Source organism: Aliarcobacter vitoriensis (genome assembly GCF_048320235.1).
Taxonomy (GTDB): domain Bacteria; phylum Campylobacterota; class Campylobacteria; order Campylobacterales; family Arcobacteraceae; genus Aliarcobacter; species Aliarcobacter vitoriensis.
Map to the genome: position 1 here is coordinate 1,781,117 of NZ_CP182882.1, position 19,697 is coordinate 1,800,813.

Genomic DNA, 19,697 nt, shown 5'->3' on the forward strand with positions numbered 1-19,697 from the left:
GGAAGACAGGAGAGCTATCTTCCTTTTATCAGGTTTTAAAAAAATATTAAAACTATACATAAACCTAATATTTAACAGAACGACCTTTGAAAGAGGTTTTACCAAAATTGCTACATTTTTAACTAAGGAGAGATAAGTTATAGATAAAACCTCTTGATCAATGAAATCTTACAACTTCTAAACTTAAACTTTGCTATTTTAATGCTACTTTTCTAAGAAAATTTAAGAATTTGGTAAATCTTATTTTACAAAAACTTTTGTATCATATAACTTCCCATCAACAAAAACTTCAAAATATCCTTTTTTCGGTATATTATTGTGCTTAAAAGTTAATTCTGTTCCAAAAACTTTCTTATTTATATCATTATAAAGTGTTAATTCATCTAGCAATTTACCTTCGATTCCTGCTAGTTTTACTATAACTTTTGTATTCTTATTGTAGTTCCCTATAATAGCAACTTTTGAGATTATTTCACCTTTGTTTACATAACTTATGGTTGTAGTAATTTTATGTTGTACATTTTCACCTTTGCCATTATTTGTAAATAATGCTACAAGAAAAGCTTTTTGAATTTCATTTGATGCAAAAACAGAACTTACAACAAATAATAAAGCAAAGATATATTTTTTCATATTAGAATGATTCTGGTTTACCTATATGGAAACCTTGTGCACAAGTAATCCCAATATTTTTAATTGTTTTAAGGATTTCATCATCAGAAACAAACTCTGCAACTGTTTTAATACCAATTCTTTTAGCAAAGCTAACTATAGTTTCTACTATCAATCTATGTTTATCATCTTCTACTATGTTTTTTATTAAAGAACCATCAATTTTTATATAATCAACATCTAATCTTAGAATATGTTCAAAGTTTGAATAGCCAGTTCCAAAGTCATCTATAGCAATTCTTGCACCTAATTTTTTTATTTTATTAATAAATGTTATTACCTCGTTATAATTTTCAATTCCTTCTGATTCTAAAATCTCAAAAGTAACTTTTGGTGCAGTTTTTGTTTTTTTAATTGTTTTTAATATAAAATCAACTGTTTGTGAATCTTTTATATCATCAATACTAAGGTTAATTGAAAAATTTTCATCTCTATCTTGAAAAGTTTTACAAGCTTCTTCTACAACTTTTTTTGTAATACTTGAATAAAGTCTAATTTTTTTAGAAAATTTTAAGAATTTTAGTGGAGAGATAAGATTTCCTTTTTTATCTATCATTCTAACTAATGATTCATAAGAATATATTTCGCCGTTTTCTATATTTAATAAAGGTTGATAGTAACATACTATTCTATTTTCTAAAATTGCATCTTTTATTTCAGCTGCTAATTCTATATTTTCTTTATATTTCTCTTCAATATTGTGGTTTTCGTCATAAATACAAATATGATTATCTGAAGTTTTCGCATTATTTACTGCAATATCAGCTTTTGTTAAAAGATTATCATTGCTCTTTGCAATTCCAACTGAAAAGCCTATTAAAATCTCTTTGTCTTCTATATAAAAAGGTTTTTCATCTAGTAAATTTAATATATTTTGTGCCTCTTTTTTTAAATTTTCTAGTGATTTATCATCAAAAAATAGTACTGCAAATTCATCTCCATCTATTCTATATGTATCGTATTTATAGTCTATAAATCTTTGTGCTACATCTTTTAAAATTTGATCAGCATTTTGTGTACCAAAAAAATCATTTACTTCTTTAAAATCATCGATATTAAAAATAATACAAGAAGTTGGATTTTTTTCCAAAATATCTATAATAATTTTTTGTCTATTTGGCAAAGATGTGAGTTGATCAAAATACATAAGATGATTATTTTTTTCTTTTAGAATAGTTTCTTCTGTAATATCTCTAGCTGTGCCTATAATTCCAACTAATTCATTGTTTTTATTAAAAAAAGGAGCTTTATCAACTTGAAGATAAGTCATTTTGCCTTTTATATTCCCATACTCCAAAAACCTAGATGGTTTCATAACTTTGATAGTTTCTTCATCTGTATTTTTACACAATTCCCCAAAAGTGTGCCATTCTTTATTGTCTTTATGTTTTTCTCGCTCTCGTGTAGCAAAGAAGATATCGGTATTTCCTAAGACTTCATCCTCTGTTGCCATAAGTAAACCAGTACATATAGCACTATTTGCATATAGATACTTTCCTTCTAAATCTTTTACCCATAGCATATCAGGAGAGTGTTTTGATATTAATTTTAAAAGGGTTTTTGATTTTATGTTATTCATATAGTTTTACCTTGTGTTAAAAAATAAGAATATATTATAACAAATCAAACAAATAGAAAACTTATAAGATTTTCCTATTTTTAAATGAAAGTAATATAGTTAATATTATAATTATTAGTAGAAAGTATATAAAATTCGGTATATGTATAGCTTCTCCTGCTGCATAAGAGTGCTTTCCACTTAAAAAATAATTTACTCCAAAATATGTCATAATGATGCTAAAATAACTAATAACAGATAATAAACTTAAAATATAATCATTAATTACATTTTTTATATATTTTAAATGGATAATTATCACATAAATTATAATTGAGATTAAAGTCCATGTCTCTTTTGGGTCCCAAGCCCAGTATCTTCCCCAAGATTCATTTGCCCAAATTCCTCCTAAAAAGTTACCAATAACTAAAAGTATAATACCAATTAAAATAGAGATTTCATTTATTTTTGAAGCCTCTTTTATACTAAGAAGTATTCTAAAAAATCTTTCATTTTCATTTTTAGGGTTTGCAAAAATATATAAAATTAAAGAAAAAAAGCCAAGAAGACAACTAAGAGCTAAAAATCCATAACTAGCAGTAATTACACTTACATGAATAGTTAGCCAATATGATTTCAAAACTGGGGCTAAAGTTGTAATTTGTGGTTCTAACCAACTTAAATGAGCAACAAAAAGTGTAATTCCACTTAAAATAGCTGTACAACTAAGTGCTAAATGAGATTGTTTAGAAAAAAATATTCCTGATATTGTAATAGCCCAAGAGATATAAATCATAGATTCATAACCATTTGTCCAAGGGGCATGTCCTGCAATATACCATCTTAAAGCCAATCCAAAAGTATGAAAAATAAAAGCAAGAATTAAAAGATAGAAAGTTAATTTTGTGATTTTTTCTACTTTTAGATTTGGATTTATGATATTTATAAAAACAATAAATAAAAGAATAATTCCTAAAACTAAATAAAAAGGCATTAATCTTTCAAAAATATCAAATTTATTTAAAAGAAGTTCTGCTTGAATCTTAATCTTATTTGGAATGATATTTGAAGCCAGATTATATTGGTAAGATTTTATTTCATCAAGATAATTAGTTGCCTTTTCCCAGTTATTTTCCAAAAGTGAAAAATAGTAGTTTTTTATTAAAGTATTTATTTCAACTGATTGCGCATTTTCATAAGAGTTTGCTTCACTTATATTTAACCATTTATTATTCAAATCATTTTTTAGAGGAAAAACTTTGAAAAAATCACCATTAAATAATGAATAAGTGATATTTAGAGCTTCATCTATTTTTATTAGTTCTTTATCATAAGTTGTTCTATTTGAACTACTTTTATTGTTACTAATCTCAAGTTCATTAGCTAACTTATAACCACCATATTTATCATAAACATCATCAAAAGAAAAATAAGATTTATCTAAAGAAAGTTCTAAAATCTTTTTTATATTGTCATCTTTTACTTTAAAAATTGGGATTGTTCGCCATATTTCAGGATACATCATCATACTAATAAAAAATTGATTTTCATCTAAGTTTTCAATTAAACTTTTTTTTGTAGTTTTATTTAAAATTTCTATTGCTAAAGAGTTAAGTGGTTTTATCCTTCCTTGATAATCTTGAACCAAAAGTGAAGCTAGATTTTGGCTATGAGTTTTGTCTATATTATAAATTTTTTCTAAATCTTGAGTAAAACTCTTTTGTGGTAAAAAAATAAACAAACAAAGTATTAATAAACTTAAATTTTTTTTCAAATAGTAAGATTTTTTTATATCTTCTAAACTATATTTTTTATTGATAAGTTTTGAAAATCTACTATTTTTTACAAATAAAGTTAATATTAGACCAAAGAAAAGTAAAAAATATCCAATATAAGTTGGGATTTTTCCTGGGTCTTTATTTACTGAAAGGATTGTTGCTGATTCATCCATTTTGTATGAAGATTGAAAAAATCTATACCCTTTATAATCTAAAACATTATTCATAAAAATAGTGTATTCAAAAGAGTTATTTTCTTCTTTATCATAGATTTTTACAAAACTTGAATATGTTGAAGGTGAGTTTGAACCTGGATATCTTTCAAGTACAAAATCATTTAATAAAATAGAAAAAGGTAATGTTATTTCTTTTGCTCCCCATTGAAGTTCAATTTTCTTATCTTCAAGAATTAATATTTGTGGTATTCCATTTGATGAATTTGATTTTTTATAAAGTGGAATTTGAGATATTTTATCATCAAATTTTAAGTCCACAATGACAGCACTTATTTGAGTATCTTGTTGTAAGAGTTCACTATTGTTTATAACTTGCATTTTTCCATTTATTAAAGCGTCATATATTTTAAACTGTGTTTGCCCAATCATATAAATTGTATTTTTTTCAATTTGTGTTTGAGTATTTGCATTTATAGAGATTTGATTTTTTACATCATTTGATATTATTGTTATTGGGATATTTGCAGTTAAAAAGAACTTATTATTTATTGTTTCAAAATTTACAGTTGGTTTTGTTTGATTTTTATCTTTGCTATTAAGTGTAAAGTTTAAAAATGTAGTATCAATTTTTTGTTTATCTTCTAAAATTATATTTTTTGTTCCCATAACTTCGGATATTAAAATATCCATTATAATTTTTCCATCTTCATGGGGAGCTAATTTTTCTATTGAATTGTGTATAAAATCATTATATTTTATCTGTAAAGGTTTGTTATTTATATATGTTTTATATTCAAATTTTGTTTGATTTAAAGGAGTCATCATAACTATTTCCTCAAAATAGTCTTCATCATTAATTTTTATTTGTATATATTCATCTGTTGAATAAACTTTATTCTCCATAGTTCCTTCATCTATTGTCATTACAGCTTCATAGCCAAGATATCTAGTCATTGCTGAACCTATAAAAATAAAAATTATTGAGATATGAATTAAAAAAATAAAAAATTTATTCTTTTTGTACATTCTGAAAAGAATTATATTAAATGCTATTCCAATTGTTAAAATAATCATTATAAGTTCAAACCAAGTTTGTCCATAAACAAATGATTTTGCACCAAGAACTCCAAAATCATTCTCTATAAATGTGGCAACAGCACAAGCTAAAGCCATAAATATTAAAAAAATTATCATAACAGGCATAGCAAAAAGATTTTTAAAAAAATTAGTCATTTGTACTCTTTAAATAAATTAAGAGAAGATATTTCTTCTCTTAATTTTTAATATGAAGTTTTAGTTTCTACACCTTCTCTACTTTTTGGATTAAAAAGCCCTTTTTCTTCAGCTTCTTTTTTCCACTCTTGAAGTAAACCATTTGTAAATTCTTTTTTCTCTTCAATTAGTTTTTCCATTGGTAAACCAATAAGCTCTTGAGCTTGTTTTTTATCAGTTATAACTGGTGCAATATAATCACTAGCCCCATATTTTGCCAATATTTTAGCTAGTTTTATTCTAGCATTTGCTACTTTATCTAAAGCTGTTCCTAGAGTTTTAAGAGTCTCTTCTGGTGCATGAAAAAATGCTGAATGCGAAGCTGCAGAAAAATCCCATCTCCATTGAGCATGTCTAATATCAGTTAAAATATCTTTCATTTCTTCTTGTGTAGCTCCTAGTTCCCAAGCTTTACCAGCTTCTAAATGAGCTGCAACTAATTGTTCTAAAGCTCTTTGGTTTAAGTCATCTTTTCTGATTTTTTTATCTTGAATATTTGCTAATAAAGATTTTTCACTAACTCTATGACAATTCATACAAGTTTTATCCATATTTTCCAAAGGATTCCCAATTTTGTGATCAGTATATTTTATACCACCTTCTTGAGTATATGGCATATGACAATCTGCACAAGATACATTATTTCTTCCATGAGCTCCTGTTTTCCAAGTTTCATATTCAGGGTGTTGAGCTTTTAACATAGGAGTTTTAGAAATTTGATGTACCCAATCACTAAATTCTATATTATCATAATATTTTTCCATATCTTCAACTGTTGTTCCATATGCCCAAGGTAATGTTACAGCCATTGCTACTTTACCATTTTCTAAAGGAGTCTTTTTAAAATAGTATTCAACGTGACATTGTGCACAAACTAAAGTTCTCATATCTTGTTGCGTTGCATTTTCAAATGTAGGACTTTTACCTTCTGCTTTTAAAGCATCATTTAGGTAACTTCTCCCAATTTCAAGCTCCATAGTTTTAGGATTATGACAATCTAAACAGCCAACAGGATTTACTATATCAGCACCATATTTTGCCCATTTACCTGTAAAATATTCAGAATTTCCTTGTTCATCCATTATTCTTGGAACATCTGGAGATTTACATGTCCAACAAGCACTAGGAAGTGGACCACTTTCTTTATCTACTGGTGCAGCAGTTCTTAATGTATTGCTTACATCATCAATTGCATAAAAGTGACCTCTTGGAGCATTATAATCCTTTGAAAAAGGATAACCAGCCCACAATACAACCATTTCAGGATGTGCTTTTAGCATATCATCAATGTTATCAGAGTTTTTTGTTTGTTTCCATGAATCAGTTTCTCTTGGATAATGTTTTCTAAACTCTTCACTTTTTGTTTCCCATTTTTTTTCAATTTGAGGTACAGCTAAAAGTTGTTCTTTTTCTGCTTTTTTTTCATTTATTGAAGCCAGTAATACCGACATTAAACCTATTGCAATAATAGAAATTGCAAATAAAAACTTATATCTTCTCATAATTTTCTCCTCCTACTTAATTACTTTAAGTGTTCTTTTATTCCCAAATTATATGGAGTTGAAGTTAAACTTCTAACTTTACCATGAGGAACATATTTATGGCAATCCCAACATTTCCTACTATTGTCAAAATTGCTATTGTTGTGATAAAAACTTGCATTTTTTTGTACAGTTTCACTCACACTACTGTGGCATCTAATACAGTTTGCTTGTACACGTTCTGCAGCATTTTCACTTATTCTAATGTTGTTTTTATAAGTATTTAAAGTAAAAGCTACTGAGTGATTCCATCCATCAATTGCTTTTGCTGTGTACTTAGCGATTTCATCTCCAACAGGAAGATGACAATCAACACATTTAGCCACATTTTTATGTGAACTATTATCCCATGTTGTATAGGCTGAATGCATAACATGGCAGTTTATACAGGCTTTGGGATCACTAGAAAGATATGACAACATTGAAGAAGCATACATCGTGTAAATAAATAATCCAGCAGCAATTATAACGCTTAAAATTGCTCCATAGAAAATTATTTTTCTATTTTTTTCCATCGTATATCCTTATCTAATAGATATAAAGAAGTATATAGTTATTAACCTTTTGTTAATCTTAATTGAGTCGTTTTTATCGGTATTGTAGAAATTATGGTAAAGTAAAGTTTACTATTTTAATAATAAACTTTAATATTGAAAAGTCTATTTGGAATTAGCTTAATTAGGCTATAAAATAATTATTTATAAGATATGATTCTTTTTACTTCATTGTTCCTTTCTCTTAGTTCATCATATAATAGTTGATAATTTTTCTTGTCTTGAAAAGATATTGGACTTCTTATTGATTTATATTCAACCAATTTGTCATTTCTAAATACTTGAGAAACCTCTGCATAAACCCAATAAAATCCTTCATCTTTTCTAAGATTTTTTACAATACCACTCCATCTTCCTTTTGTGTGTAAATCATTCCACATATTTTTAAAAACGGATTTTGGCATATCTGGATGTCTTACAATATTGTGTGATTTTCCAATAAGTTCATCTGAGTTATATCCTGATATCTTTGCAAATGTTTCATTTGCATAAGTTATAATTCCTTTTAAATCAGTTCTTGATACTATAAGTTCATCTTTTGGAACTATGGTTTCAATTAAAAAATTTCCAGATAAAAATTCCATTTTATTTTCCTGTATTATCAAATTCTTTTGCAAAGCCTATTAAATCTTTTCTTTTTAAATCACCATGATAGACTATATCTTCAACTTTAATATCTTTGTCATTTAAAACTTTTGGAACGGCATCAGAGTTTTCTAAAACTTCCAAATGAGAACTTAACTCTTCTTCACTATAACTCATTTGCATATCAGCACTAATTACATTTGGTATTGCTTCAATAACTTTTAGTTTTTTTAGCTCCTCTTCAACATTTTTACCTTCAATAGTTACTATAACTCTTCCTATTTCATCATGCATATGATAGTCGCATATTCCAGACTTTTTTAAACTCTCTATTACATTTTCCAAATTTTTTGGCAAAGTTTGCACTACAATACTTGAGATATTCATTTTTATTCCTTTATTTTGAGATTGTAAAAGTTTATACTTTTATCATCACTTGAGATAGCTATATTGTCCTCATCTAAAAATAGAATTTTTGTTAAAATAGCTTTATTTTGTGTAAGTATATATTTATTTTCATTTGTATTTATATCAAATACTAAAGCATTATTATTTTCATCATTTGAAACACAAGCAAGATTTGATGATGGACTTAAAGCACCAGCATAAACTAAAAAATCAAAAGATTTATAAAAAGATGCTTTCCCATTTGTAAAATAAATAGCTACTCTTCTATCTTGACCTGAGGCTAAAATCGTATCTTTTTTTATATCTACTTGAAAAACTCTATCTACATTTTGTCCTTTAAAAGTTTTAAGTCTTTTTAAATTTTTTGTATCATATTGGTTTATTACTCCACTTTCATCTGTGACTAAAATTGTTTTTTTATCATCACTTAATACAAAATGAGAAAATGAAGATTGTGAAACTTGAATTTCATTTATAATCTTAGAATTTTTTATATCATATATAAAAATTTGATTTGATAAAAGAGTGTATATTATGTGGTTTTCATCTAAAAATTTTGCTTGGGCAATGAATAATCTATCTTTCGCATTTATGATATTTTGTAGTTTATTATCTTCATATATAAAAATATTTCGTCCACCCTTTTCACCTTGAGATAATATTAAAATTTTATTATTGATTTTATCTACACTAAATATTTTTGCATCTATTATATCACCTAAAAAATCTTTCATTTTAGGTACTTTTATAGAGTTTATTTTTTCTTTTTCTTCTAAAGAAAATATATCAATACTGCTAGCTGTTGTTGCAACATACAAAATGTTATCTTCTACTATAAAATCTGTAACAGCTCCAGAAGTTTTTAAAGAAAACTCTGGACTTATTTCTTTTGCATTTAAAACTAAACAAAATAGAGTAAAAAATATAATTTTTAACATTAAAGTACCTTTATAGCATTTGTTGGACAAACTTTTATACAAAATCCGCAACTTGTACAGTTATCATTTATAGTTGGTTTAAACATTGCTAAAAAATTTATAGCATCATCTAAACAAGGATCTTTACAAGAAAAACACATTGTTTGATTCCAAGCAAGACAAGATTGTGTATCTATTTGTATTCTAGCATTTATATGTTTTTTTTCTTCCAAGTTTAAGACACCATTTTTACAGGCTTCTGCACACAAATCACAATAAGTACATCCAGAGTTTGTAAAATCTATTTTAGGTGTTAAATCTTCTTGAATAAGAATAATATTTTCTTCGCAAACTGTACTACAAGGTTTCTCAATACATTTTGTACAGTTTGTAAAAAAAAGATTTTCATCTTTAAAATATGGTGGACGAATTATGCTTTCTTGCTTTTGCCTAAAAGGTTTAGCAAGAGAGCTAAAAAGCTCTCTTCTTTTCATCTATTTAACACCTTCAGTTATTACATCTAAAAGGTTTGATTTATCATTTAAATCACTACTTCTAAAATCAGGAGTAAAATTGTTTTTTGGAATATTTGCACTATTGGATTGTGGAGCATGACAAGCTGAACAATTAAATCTAGCATTTGCTAACATATCAAGTGGTTTTTTAATAGTTTTTAAATCACTACTGTTACCTACAACTTTTCCATCTCTTTCTAACTGTCCATCTTTATTTAAAGCAACATATTCTCTAAAATTTGTAAAGTGAGATTTTGGAATAGGAGTTGCTCCCATACTTTCAGCTACCAATGGATCGTGACAAGATGTGCACATATTATTATCTATTGTAATTGGAAGTAATCCTTCTGTATCATGAGGAATCATTGGTGGAGCATTCTCAAAAGCTCTTTTAAATTTTGTACTTGTTCCAGCTGGATCTGTACCATATTTTGTTTCATCCCCTGTAACTTTATCCTCTTTTAACAAACTTTCATGTCTTAATCCCAAAGAATCATCTTTGATACTATTTGCAGCATTCATAGATACTACCAAAATAGATGAGAAAGTAAGAATACTTAAAGTTAATTTTGATAAATTCATTTTTTATCCTTTATATAATTTCGTAATTCAAAATTAAGTGCATCATCATCACACACTTCAACACATCTACCACAATTTGTGCACTCTTGAAGAATTGCTTCACTCGATTTTGTAATCATATGTAAAACCTGATTTTCAGGGCAAACAACTTTACACTTCATACAAGCAGTACAATTATTGTGGTTATGATGGACTCTTATTAGACTAAATCTTCCAATTAATGAATAAAATCCACCAAGTGGGCAAATATGTCCACACCAACCATTTTTCAAAACAAACAAATCAAATAAAAATATTACAAGAATTGTTGCAAAACCAAAGCCTAAACCAAAAATAAGACCTCTATGTACCATTGATACAGGTGATATTAGTTCAAAAGCTGCAACTCCCATAAAATAAGATATTATAAAACTTATTCCTATCACCCAATATCTAATATTTCTTGAAGCTGGTTGTTTTTTTTCTATTTGGTTTAAGTTTAATTTTCTTCGCAAAAAATTTGCACTATCAGTTATAATATTGACTGGGCAAACCCAAGAACAAAATGCTCTTCCTCCAATAAAAAGATAAAAAACAGATATTATTATCGCACCTAATAAAATATCAAACGATATAACTGCACCTGCAAAGAACATCTGTAAAACTGCAAAAGGATCACTTAATGGAATAGTTTGTAAAACTAATGAAGAACTTAAATTACCCATTAAAAAATTTATTCCATATACATTTGCTAGAATGTAAAGAAGCATAATAGATATTTGTGTAACTCTTCTTGCTATTAAAAATCTATATTTTTTCATTCTAATAAATCCTTCATACCACTATTTAAAGAGTCTATTGCATTTTTTTGATTTATTGTTCTTTCATTTGTATCACTAGATGCATTTTTTACTCTTTTTTCATCACTTTCATCCCAACCTTTAATATAGTGATCTCCTACTTTTCCTAAGGCAATTTCTCTTGGTAAAACCAAAATTGCTGGTTTTTCAGTAATACAAGCTTTTTCACAAAGTCCACAACCTGTACAAATATCACTATTTACAACTGGTTTTAAAAAGGCATGTTTTCCTGTTCTATCATTTTTTTCATAAACGATATTTATAGCTTCACCTAAAAGTGGACAGGCTCTATAACAAGCATCACATTGTATTCCCCAAAAAGCTACACAAGATTTCTCATCTACAATAGCAACTCCCATTTGCATTTGTCTGATTTCAAACTCATTTTTACTATTTTTTACAAGTTTTTCATCAAGTGCGTCTGTTGGACAAATAGGAACACAAGGAATATCAACGCACATATAACAAGGTATTTCTCTTGGAACAAAATATGGAGTTCCTAAAGGCATATTATCTCCTGGTTTTGCCAATTTTAAAGTGTCAAAAGGACATGCCTCAACACATAAACCACACTTAATACAGGTTGCTAAAAAATCATCTTCGGCTAAGGCTGCTGGTGGTCTTAAAATTAGAGAAGTTGCTTTTACTTCACTTAAATAGGCGCTCCAAGTTAAACCCCCAAGAATAGCTAGTCCAATGGCTCTAGCACTAGAAAGAAGAAATTTTCTTCTATCTTCTTTGGGTTTATTTAAGATATCCATAATTTACCTTTATGCTTTGTAAACTTTAACTGCACATTTTTTAAAGTCTGTTTGCCCTGATTGTGGACAAGTTGCATCTAAACAAACTTTATTGATAAATACTTTTTCATCAAACCAAGGAACATATACTAAACCTCTTGAAGGTCTATTTCTTCCTCTTGTTTCAACTCTTGCTTTTACTTTTCCTCTTCGGCTTTCAACCCAAGCTAGTTCACCTTGTTTTACTCCATATTTTGTAGCATCTTCAGGGTGCATATAACAAAGTGCTTCTGGAACTGCACGATATAGTTCAGGAACTCTCATAGTCATAGTTCCACTATGCCAATGTTCTAGTACTCTTCCAGTACTTAGCCAAACTGGATATTCATTATCTGGCATTTCAGGTGGATCCATATAAGGACGAGCAAAGATTTTTGCTTTATTTTTTAAAGATTTTTTAGCTTCATCTTTTACACCTAATAAATCACCTTGAGCTAACTCTTTTGCCAAAGTTCCATAGAATGCAAAATCACTATTTGGATTTGCTTTTTTTGCATAAGGGTCATATTTTGTATTAAATCTCCAAGATGTCTCTTTCCCATCAACAACTGGCCATTTAAGTCCTCTTACCTTGTGATAAGTATCAAAATCTGCTAAATCGTGAGCGTGTCCTCTTCCAAAGTCTGCATACTCTTCAAATAGATATTTTTGAATAAAGAATCCATACCCTTCCCAAGGTTTCCCATCACTTCCTAATACTTTTCTATTGTCTCCAAAAGCTTCAGTATTATCAAATCCAGCTTGAATAGGGTCATTTTTGTCTGCTTTATATGATTTTGCTCTTTCATTTGCAAATAAAATCTCATACATAGTTGTATTTTCATCATATCCCATAGCACGAGCAGCTTCAATCATATCTGGAAGTTTAACTTCACCTTTTGAACTTAATAGTGTTTTTTCACCCCATAAATCTTTAACTGTAAATCTTTTTGAAAGTTCAACCCATTGCCAAGTATCACTCATAGCATCACCAACAGGAACTACTTGTTGTCTCCAAAGTTGTGTTCTTCTTTCAGCATTTCCGTATCCACCCCATTTTTCATAAATCATAGCTGATGGTAGAATTAAATCAGAAACTTTTGCTGAAATACCAGGATAACCATCACTTGTAACTATAAAATTATCCATTTCTCTTGCTGCTTTTATCCAGTGAGTTGCACTTGCTGTATCTTGATATGGATTACAAACATTTACCCAAGCAAATTTTATATTTCCATCTTCAATATCTCTATGAATTTTCATGATATGTTGATGACCTTTTGGATTTAAAGTTCCTTTTGGTAAATTCCAAGCTTTTTCAGTTATCTCTCTATGTTTTGGATTTTCAACCATCATATCTGCTGGAAGTCTATGAGTAAATGTTCCAACTTCTCTTGCTGTTCCACAAGCACTTGGTTGTCCTGTAAGTGAGAACGCTCCACTTCCTGGTTTGGCTTGTTTATTTAATAAAAAGTGAACATTATAGGCTAAAGTATTTACCCAAGTCCCACGTGTATGTTGGTTCATACCCATAGTCCAGAAACTTACAACTTTTCTATCTTGTTCAATATACCAATTTGCTAATTGTTGAAGTTTATTTTTAAACTCTTCAATATCTTCATCAGGATTTCCTTTAGAAATTTTTGCAACATAATCAAGAGTATAAGGTTCAAGAAATTTTTTATACTCTTCAAAAGATATTTCCCAGTGAGCAAGACCTGTATTTTTATTTGTCATTTTATCACCAGCTTTATATCCATAAGGTGCAAGTGCTGGAGCTTCAGTTTCAGAAACTGTTTTTTCCATCTCTTTGCTTATTATTTCCATTTCAGCTTTTGAGTATTTACCATCTTTGATTGATTTTTCATCACTTCTTCTCATACCATAACCAATGTTTACTGGACTTGCCGCAAAAACAATATGTTCTTTAACAAAATCCCAATCAATAGATTCAGGATGATTATAAACAATCTCTCTAGCTATATAATTCCATAAAGCCAAATCTGTATTTGGAGTAAATATGATTTCTAAATCAGCAATATCAGATGTTCTATGTCTATATGTAGATATATTTACAACTTTTACTTTATCTGGATTACTTAATTTTCTATCAGTAACTCTTGACCATAAAATAGGGTGCATTTCTGCCATATTTGAACCCCAACAAACAACAGTATCAGTTAGTTCAATATCATCATAACAACCACTTGGTTCATCTATTCCAAATGTTTGGTAAAAACCAACAACAGCAGATGCCATACAGTGTCTTGCATTTGGATCAATTGCATTTGATCTAAATCCAGCCTTCATCATTTTAAGTGCAGCATATCCTTCCATAATTGTGTGCTGACCACTTGCAAAGATACCAATTCCCTCTGGACCTTTTTCTTTTAATGCAACTCTTATGTGTTTTTCCATCTCATCAAATGCTCTTTGCCAAGAAATAGGAGCAAAATCACCTTTCTTATCAAAGTCACCTTTTTTATTTACTCTTAATAAAGGAGTCTTTAATCTATCAGCACCATACATAATTTTTGCATTGAAATATCCTTTAATACAGTTAAGCCCTCTATTAACAGGAGCTGCTGGATCTCCTTTTACTGCAACAATCTTTCCTTCTTTTGTTGCAAGCATAATTCCACAGCCTGTTCCACAGAATCTACAAGCTGCTTTATCCCAACGCCAACCACTTTCAGCAGTATTTGCTTGTGCTTGTACATTTGATGGTATATTCATACCAATCGCTGCTGCTGCACTTGCTGCTGCTGAACTTTTTAGAAAATCTCTTCTTGAAAGCGACATCTTTTCTCCTTTTTTTGAAATAAATTAATAACAAAGTAATCTTAACTGAAAGCATAAAGTTTATTCTTGACGGATGTCAAACTTTTTAAGTATTTAAGTAAAAATTAATATTCAGGAATAAAATTTGTCAGTATTTATAAAATAAAAATATTAGTTTATAAATTTAAGCAAAATTAAATATAGCTTAAAATAAATTCAATAATTTCAATTTTAATACATAATAGTTACATAACTTTTAAATATAATCCATTCTTAACCAAAATTTTAAGGAGCCCCTTATGAAAAAAGTAGTTTTAGGAACGATTGCAGCAGCAATGCTAGCAACTTCGAGTTTCGCAGCTGATTATGTTATGAAGATTAGTCACGTTGTAAGTGACAATACTCCAAAAGGTATGGCAGCTAATTTTTTAGAAAAAAGAATTGAAGAATTAACTGGTGGAAAGATTGATGTTCAAGTTTTCCCTAACTCACAATTATATGGTGATGCTGATGAGATGAAAGCTTTGGCTATGAATAATGTTCAATTAATTATGCCAAGCTTATCTAAATTCCCATCTATAGTACCTCAAATTCAACTTTTCGATTTACCATTTTTATTTAGAGATAAAGAACATTTATATAAAGTTATGGATGGAGAAGTTGGAGCAAAACTTAAATCATTTGTTGATGCTAAGAAACAGATGAAAGCATTTGATTATTGGGATGCTGGATTTAAACACTTCTCAAGTTCTAAACACGCAATTCTAAATCCTGAAGATGCTAAAGGTCAAAAATTTAGAATTCAATCTTCAAAAGTTTTAGAAGAGCAAATTAAAGCTATTGGTGGAAGTCCACAAATTTTACCATTCTCTGAAGTTTATTCAGCACTTCAACAAGGTGTTGTTGATGCAACAGAAAATCCATTATCAAATCTTTGGACAAAAAAATTCCATGAAGTTCAATCTAGTGTTACTTTAAGTAATCATGGATATTTAGGATATTTAGTTGTTATGAATCAAAAATTCTGGGATAAATTACCAAAAGATTTACAAGAAAAAGTATCTCAAGCTATGAAAGAAGCAACAGAGTTTGAAAGAAAAGCGACTGAAGAAGATGATGCAAAAATTATGACTGAATTAAAAAAATATGCTGATGAGTCAAAAAGACTTGAGATATATGAGCTAACACCTGAGCAAGTTGCAAACTGGAGAAAAGTTATGGAAGAAGTTTATCCAAAATTTTATAATGTAATCGGTGAAGACTTAATCAAAAAAGCTATTGAAACAAAATAATTAAAGAAGAACAATGGATAAATTTTTTAAAATCATGGATGTTATAGTTGGTACGATAAACCAAACCATAGCCGTTTACGGTATGGTTTTGGGAGTCTTATTGGCCTTCGTTAATGTTATACTAAGATATGCCTTTGGAGCTAGTTTACCATGGGCTGGAGAACTTACACAATGGTTATTTATTTGGTCAGCTCTTTTTGGTGCTGCTTATGGATTTAGACAGGGAGCTCACATTTCTATTACACTGTTAATAGCAAAATTATCTCCTATTATGACAAAAACTTTTTTAGTTTTAGCAAACTTATTGTCTATAGCTTATCTTCTTTTAATCTCTTATTTAGGTTATCAATTAATTTTAATGTTAATGGATTTTGGAGAAATAAGCGTTGATTTACAAGTTCCTATGTGGATACCACAACTAGTTATTCCTATTGCATTTTTACTTGCAGCTTATAGAGTTTTTGAAAAATTAGTTGAATTACTTAAAACTGATTCAAAAGATATAAAAGTGTTTAGTGAACATGAACATATTGTTGATGAAATAAAAGGAGAAAAATAATATGGTTATAGTTACACTTTTTAGTTTGCTTTTTGGTTTAATGCTAGTGGGAGTTCCAGTTGCTGTATCTCTTGGAATTAGTACTTTAGCTTCAGCATTTTTATTTACAGATAATGATTTAATGGGAGTTGCATCTCATATTTTTGATGGTTTAAATAAATATACACTTATGGCAATTCCAATGTTCGTTTTAGCTGGTTCACTTCTAGCACGTGGAAGTGCAGCAACTAGAATTGTTAATTTTGCTAAAAGTGTTGTAGGACACTTACCTGGTGGTCTTCCAATTGCTGCTATTTTGGCTTCAGTTATTTTTGCAGCTATTAGTGGTAGTTCTCCTGCAACTGTTGCTGCTATTGGGTCTGTTATGTATGGTGCTATTAAACAAGCTGGATATAATAACCAATTTGCTATTGGTACAATCACAACTGCTGGAACATTAGGTATTCTTATCCCACCATCTATTGTATTTATCGTATATGGGGTAAGTGCAGAACAATCAATTGCAAAACTTTTTATGGCTGGAGTTGTTCCTGGATTAATGCTTGGTGCTATGATGATGATAGCTACTTATATTTTAGCTGTAAGAAGTGGATATAAGGGAAGTAAAAGAGCACCTTTTTCTGAAATGTTTAGAACATTTAAGGAATCTGTTTGGGCTTTATTAATCATTATTGTGGTTATTGGAGGAATATATGGTGGTATATTCACACCAACAGAAGCAGGTGCAGTGAGTGTTGTTTATGCATTATTTATATCTTTCTTTGTTTATAAAGATTTAAAGATAAGAGATTTATATAAAATTGTATTAGATTCAGCACAAACAAGTTCAATGATTTTCTTCATTATTGCAAATGCTATGATTTTTGCACACTTCTTAACAGATGAGCAAATTCCACAAACAATTACTCAAATGATATTAGATGCAAATGTTACACCATTAATGTTCTTAATTATAGTAAATATTTTACTTTTAGTAATGGGACAATTTATGGAACCTAGTTCTGTTGTTATGATTACAGTACCACTTTTACTTCCAATAGGAGTAGCTCTTGGAATTGATCCAATTCACCTTGGAGTTATTATGGTTGTAAATATGGAAATAGGTATGATTACCCCACCAGTAGGTCTTAACATCCTTGTTGGTAGTGGTATTACAGGACTTAGTATGGGAACAGTTACGAAAGCCTCTATTCCTATGACTTTAGTTTTATTATTAGGACTTATTTTAGTTACATATATACCAGCTATATCTTTATGGCTTCCAAATTTAATGTTTGGATATTAAAAAATTGTTCAAAAAGTAAGAGTTTTAACTCTTGCTTTTTTATTTTGGAATATAAATAGCAAATCTAGCACCTATATTTATATTATCTACTTTTAATTTTCCCTTCATATTTCTTTCGACAATAATTTTAGACATATAAAGTCCAATTCCAGTACCATTACTTTTATCTTTTGTTGTAAAATATGGTTCAAAAATTTTACTTTTTGGTTCTGTTATAATCCCTCCACCATTGTCTTCAATAAATAAAATAGTGTGATGTTCATTAGCTTTTGAATATATTTTGATTAGAGGACTTTCTATAGATTTTTCTTCTAGTATATCCTGTGCATTTTTCAAAATATTTAAAACAACCTGTTGATATTCATTTAAAAATGTTTTTAATTTTATATCTTTGTCTATATCTATTTCAACAACAATATTACTACTACTTAATCCACTTGCAACAATACTCATAACACTATTTATAGCTTTGTATAAATAAAACTCTTCTTTATCTTTTTTAGGTAAAAAGAAGTTCCTAAAATCATCAATCGTTTGTGACATATACTCTAAAACTTTAGTTGCTTCATTTGATTTTTTATCCATAGTTTGACTGTCTAAAGCATTTAAATCATATTTGAATTTTATAAACATTAAAATAGAAGATAGCTCAGATAGTGGTTGTCTCCATTGATGGGCAATATTTGAAATCATTTCTCCTAATGCTATAAATCTTGATTTTTGTATTAAAATTTGTTCATTTTCTCTATTTTCTTCAATTTGTGTTTTTATTTTTTCTTCTAAACTTGCATTTAGCATTTCTAAATCATTTGCATAGTTTCTTACTTTTTCTTCATATTTTTTTAAAATATCATCAATTTTATATGAAATAGTAAATAATACTATTATCGCAACTGTTAAAAACATTAAAAAAAGAACAATATTTTGATTTATCTGTTTTTTTATTTTATTTTCTAAAGCAACTTTTTTGAGTGCAATTTTACTTTCTATATCATCTGTATATACACCTAAAGCAATTACCCAATTAAATCTATCAAAATATTTAAAATATGATAGCTTATATTGTAATTCACTTGTATGTGGCTTTTTATAAGAGTATTTTGAATAAGACTCTTTATTTTGTTTTATATTTTGCATAAACTCTTCACGAAACTTTTTACCATCAGCATCTTCATAATTTGTAGAGATTTTAGTTCCTACTAAATCTGTTCTATTTGGATTAACAATCATTGTAGCAAAATCATCTCCACCACTCATATTTTCTATGTCATATACAAAAAAATAGTTACTTTTATTGATTTCAAAATTTATATTATTTAAAAGTTGTATAGCATTTTGCTTTAATTCTTCATCACTTAAATCTGATGTTGCAATATTATAATTTAATATATCTATTACTGTATTCACCTCTTTTTTTAGTCCCTTTGCTTCTTCATCATAATACTCTTTTACAAATCTTTGCATATCTTCTTCAAAATCCTCATAAGTATTTTGTACATAAAAGTAAGATATCGCAAATATCATAGCAGACATTATTATAATAGATGTAGAAATAATTATTTTAGATAAATTTTTTTCAATTGAATATTTCAAAATAACCCCTT

The 19,697-nt window shown here is 28.3% G+C and carries 17 protein-coding genes; 3 read left to right on the top strand and 14 right to left on the bottom strand.

Annotated features, from left to right (window positions below; genetic code table 11):
* Positions 1-240: 240 nt before the first annotated feature.
* From ACNSOS_RS08860 to napA, 13 genes are all read right to left on the bottom strand, one after another.
* Complete coding sequence (locus ACNSOS_RS08860) at positions 241-633, bottom strand: hypothetical protein (RefSeq protein WP_418185010.1); 393 nt, start codon at positions 631-633, stop codon at positions 241-243.
* A 1-nt stretch (position 634) separates the two neighbouring features.
* Positions 635-2,251, bottom strand: a complete 1,617-nt coding sequence (locus ACNSOS_RS08865) for an EAL domain-containing protein (protein WP_418185011.1) — start codon at positions 2,249-2,251, stop codon at positions 635-637.
* 61 nt (positions 2,252-2,312) lie between these two features.
* Entirely contained in the window at positions 2,313-5,417 is a 3,105-nt protein-coding gene (ccsA, locus tag ACNSOS_RS08870) for a cytochrome c biogenesis protein CcsA (protein WP_418185012.1), read from the bottom strand.
* A 47-nt stretch (positions 5,418-5,464) separates the two neighbouring features.
* A complete protein-coding gene (gene nrfA / locus ACNSOS_RS08875) occupies positions 5,465-6,958 on the bottom strand; it encodes an ammonia-forming cytochrome c nitrite reductase (RefSeq protein ID WP_418185013.1) in 1,494 nt (497 codons plus the stop codon).
* A 20-nt stretch (positions 6,959-6,978) separates the two neighbouring features.
* Positions 6,979-7,512 carry a cytochrome c nitrite reductase small subunit gene (gene nrfH, locus ACNSOS_RS08880; protein ID WP_113894314.1) on the bottom strand — a complete coding sequence of 178 codons (534 nt, stop codon included), beginning with the start codon at positions 7,510-7,512 and terminating at the stop codon, positions 6,979-6,981.
* Positions 7,513-7,691: 179 nt separating this feature from the next.
* Positions 7,692-8,135 carry a PAS domain-containing protein gene (locus ACNSOS_RS08885; RefSeq protein WP_418185014.1) on the bottom strand — a complete coding sequence of 148 codons (444 nt, stop codon included), beginning with the start codon at positions 8,133-8,135 and terminating at the stop codon, positions 7,692-7,694.
* A gap of 1 nt (position 8,136) precedes the next feature.
* Positions 8,137-8,523, bottom strand: coding sequence for a chaperone NapD (locus ACNSOS_RS08890; RefSeq protein WP_113894316.1), 387 nt, complete (start codon positions 8,521-8,523; stop codon positions 8,137-8,139).
* 2 nt (positions 8,524-8,525) lie between these two features.
* Positions 8,526-9,482, bottom strand: a complete 957-nt coding sequence (locus ACNSOS_RS08895; RefSeq protein ID WP_418185015.1) for a WD40 repeat domain-containing protein — start codon at positions 9,480-9,482, stop codon at positions 8,526-8,528.
* The gene (locus ACNSOS_RS08900) at positions 9,482-9,955 is read right to left on the bottom strand and encodes a ferredoxin-type protein NapF (RefSeq protein ID WP_418185016.1); all 474 of its coding nucleotides are present in this window, start codon (positions 9,953-9,955) and stop codon (positions 9,482-9,484) included. The genes ACNSOS_RS08895 and ACNSOS_RS08900 overlap by 1 nt, the downstream gene beginning before the upstream one ends.
* The gene (locus ACNSOS_RS08905) at positions 9,956-10,558 is read right to left on the bottom strand and encodes a nitrate reductase cytochrome c-type subunit (protein ID WP_113908675.1); all 603 of its coding nucleotides are present in this window, start codon (positions 10,556-10,558) and stop codon (positions 9,956-9,958) included.
* Positions 10,555-11,358 (bottom strand): quinol dehydrogenase ferredoxin subunit NapH, encoded by an 804-nt coding sequence (gene napH / locus ACNSOS_RS08910; RefSeq protein WP_418185017.1) that lies wholly within the window; start codon positions 11,356-11,358, stop codon positions 10,555-10,557. The genes ACNSOS_RS08905 and napH overlap by 4 nt, the downstream gene beginning before the upstream one ends.
* Entirely contained in the window at positions 11,355-12,158 is an 804-nt protein-coding gene (gene napG / locus ACNSOS_RS08915) for a ferredoxin-type protein NapG (protein ID WP_418185018.1), read from the bottom strand. Before napG ends, napH begins: the two co-directional genes overlap by 4 nt.
* Positions 12,159-12,167: 9 nt before the next feature.
* Complete coding sequence (gene napA / locus ACNSOS_RS08920) at positions 12,168-14,978, bottom strand: nitrate reductase catalytic subunit NapA (protein ID WP_418185019.1); 2,811 nt, start codon at positions 14,976-14,978, stop codon at positions 12,168-12,170.
* A 278-nt stretch (positions 14,979-15,256) separates the two neighbouring features.
* Here napA and ACNSOS_RS08925 point away from each other — a divergent pair, with 278 nt between their 5' ends.
* The 3 genes from ACNSOS_RS08925 to ACNSOS_RS08935 are packed head-to-tail and all read left to right on the top strand — an operon-like array spanning position 15,257 to position 18,093.
* Complete coding sequence (locus ACNSOS_RS08925) at positions 15,257-16,249, top strand: DctP family TRAP transporter solute-binding subunit (RefSeq protein WP_418185020.1); 993 nt, start codon at positions 15,257-15,259, stop codon at positions 16,247-16,249.
* Between the two features lie 13 nt (positions 16,250-16,262).
* On the top strand, positions 16,263-16,808 hold the full coding sequence (locus ACNSOS_RS08930) for a TRAP transporter small permease (protein WP_113894324.1): 546 nt from the start codon (positions 16,263-16,265) through the stop codon (positions 16,806-16,808).
* 1 nt (position 16,809) lies between these two features.
* Entirely contained in the window at positions 16,810-18,093 is a 1,284-nt protein-coding gene (locus ACNSOS_RS08935) for a TRAP transporter large permease (protein ID WP_113894325.1), read from the top strand.
* A gap of 39 nt (positions 18,094-18,132) precedes the next feature.
* On the opposite strand, the gene ACNSOS_RS08940 is transcribed toward ACNSOS_RS08935, so the two are convergent.
* Positions 18,133-19,686 (bottom strand): cache domain-containing protein, encoded by a 1,554-nt coding sequence (locus ACNSOS_RS08940; RefSeq protein WP_418185021.1) that lies wholly within the window; start codon positions 19,684-19,686, stop codon positions 18,133-18,135.
* Positions 19,687-19,697: the final 11 nt, after the last annotated feature.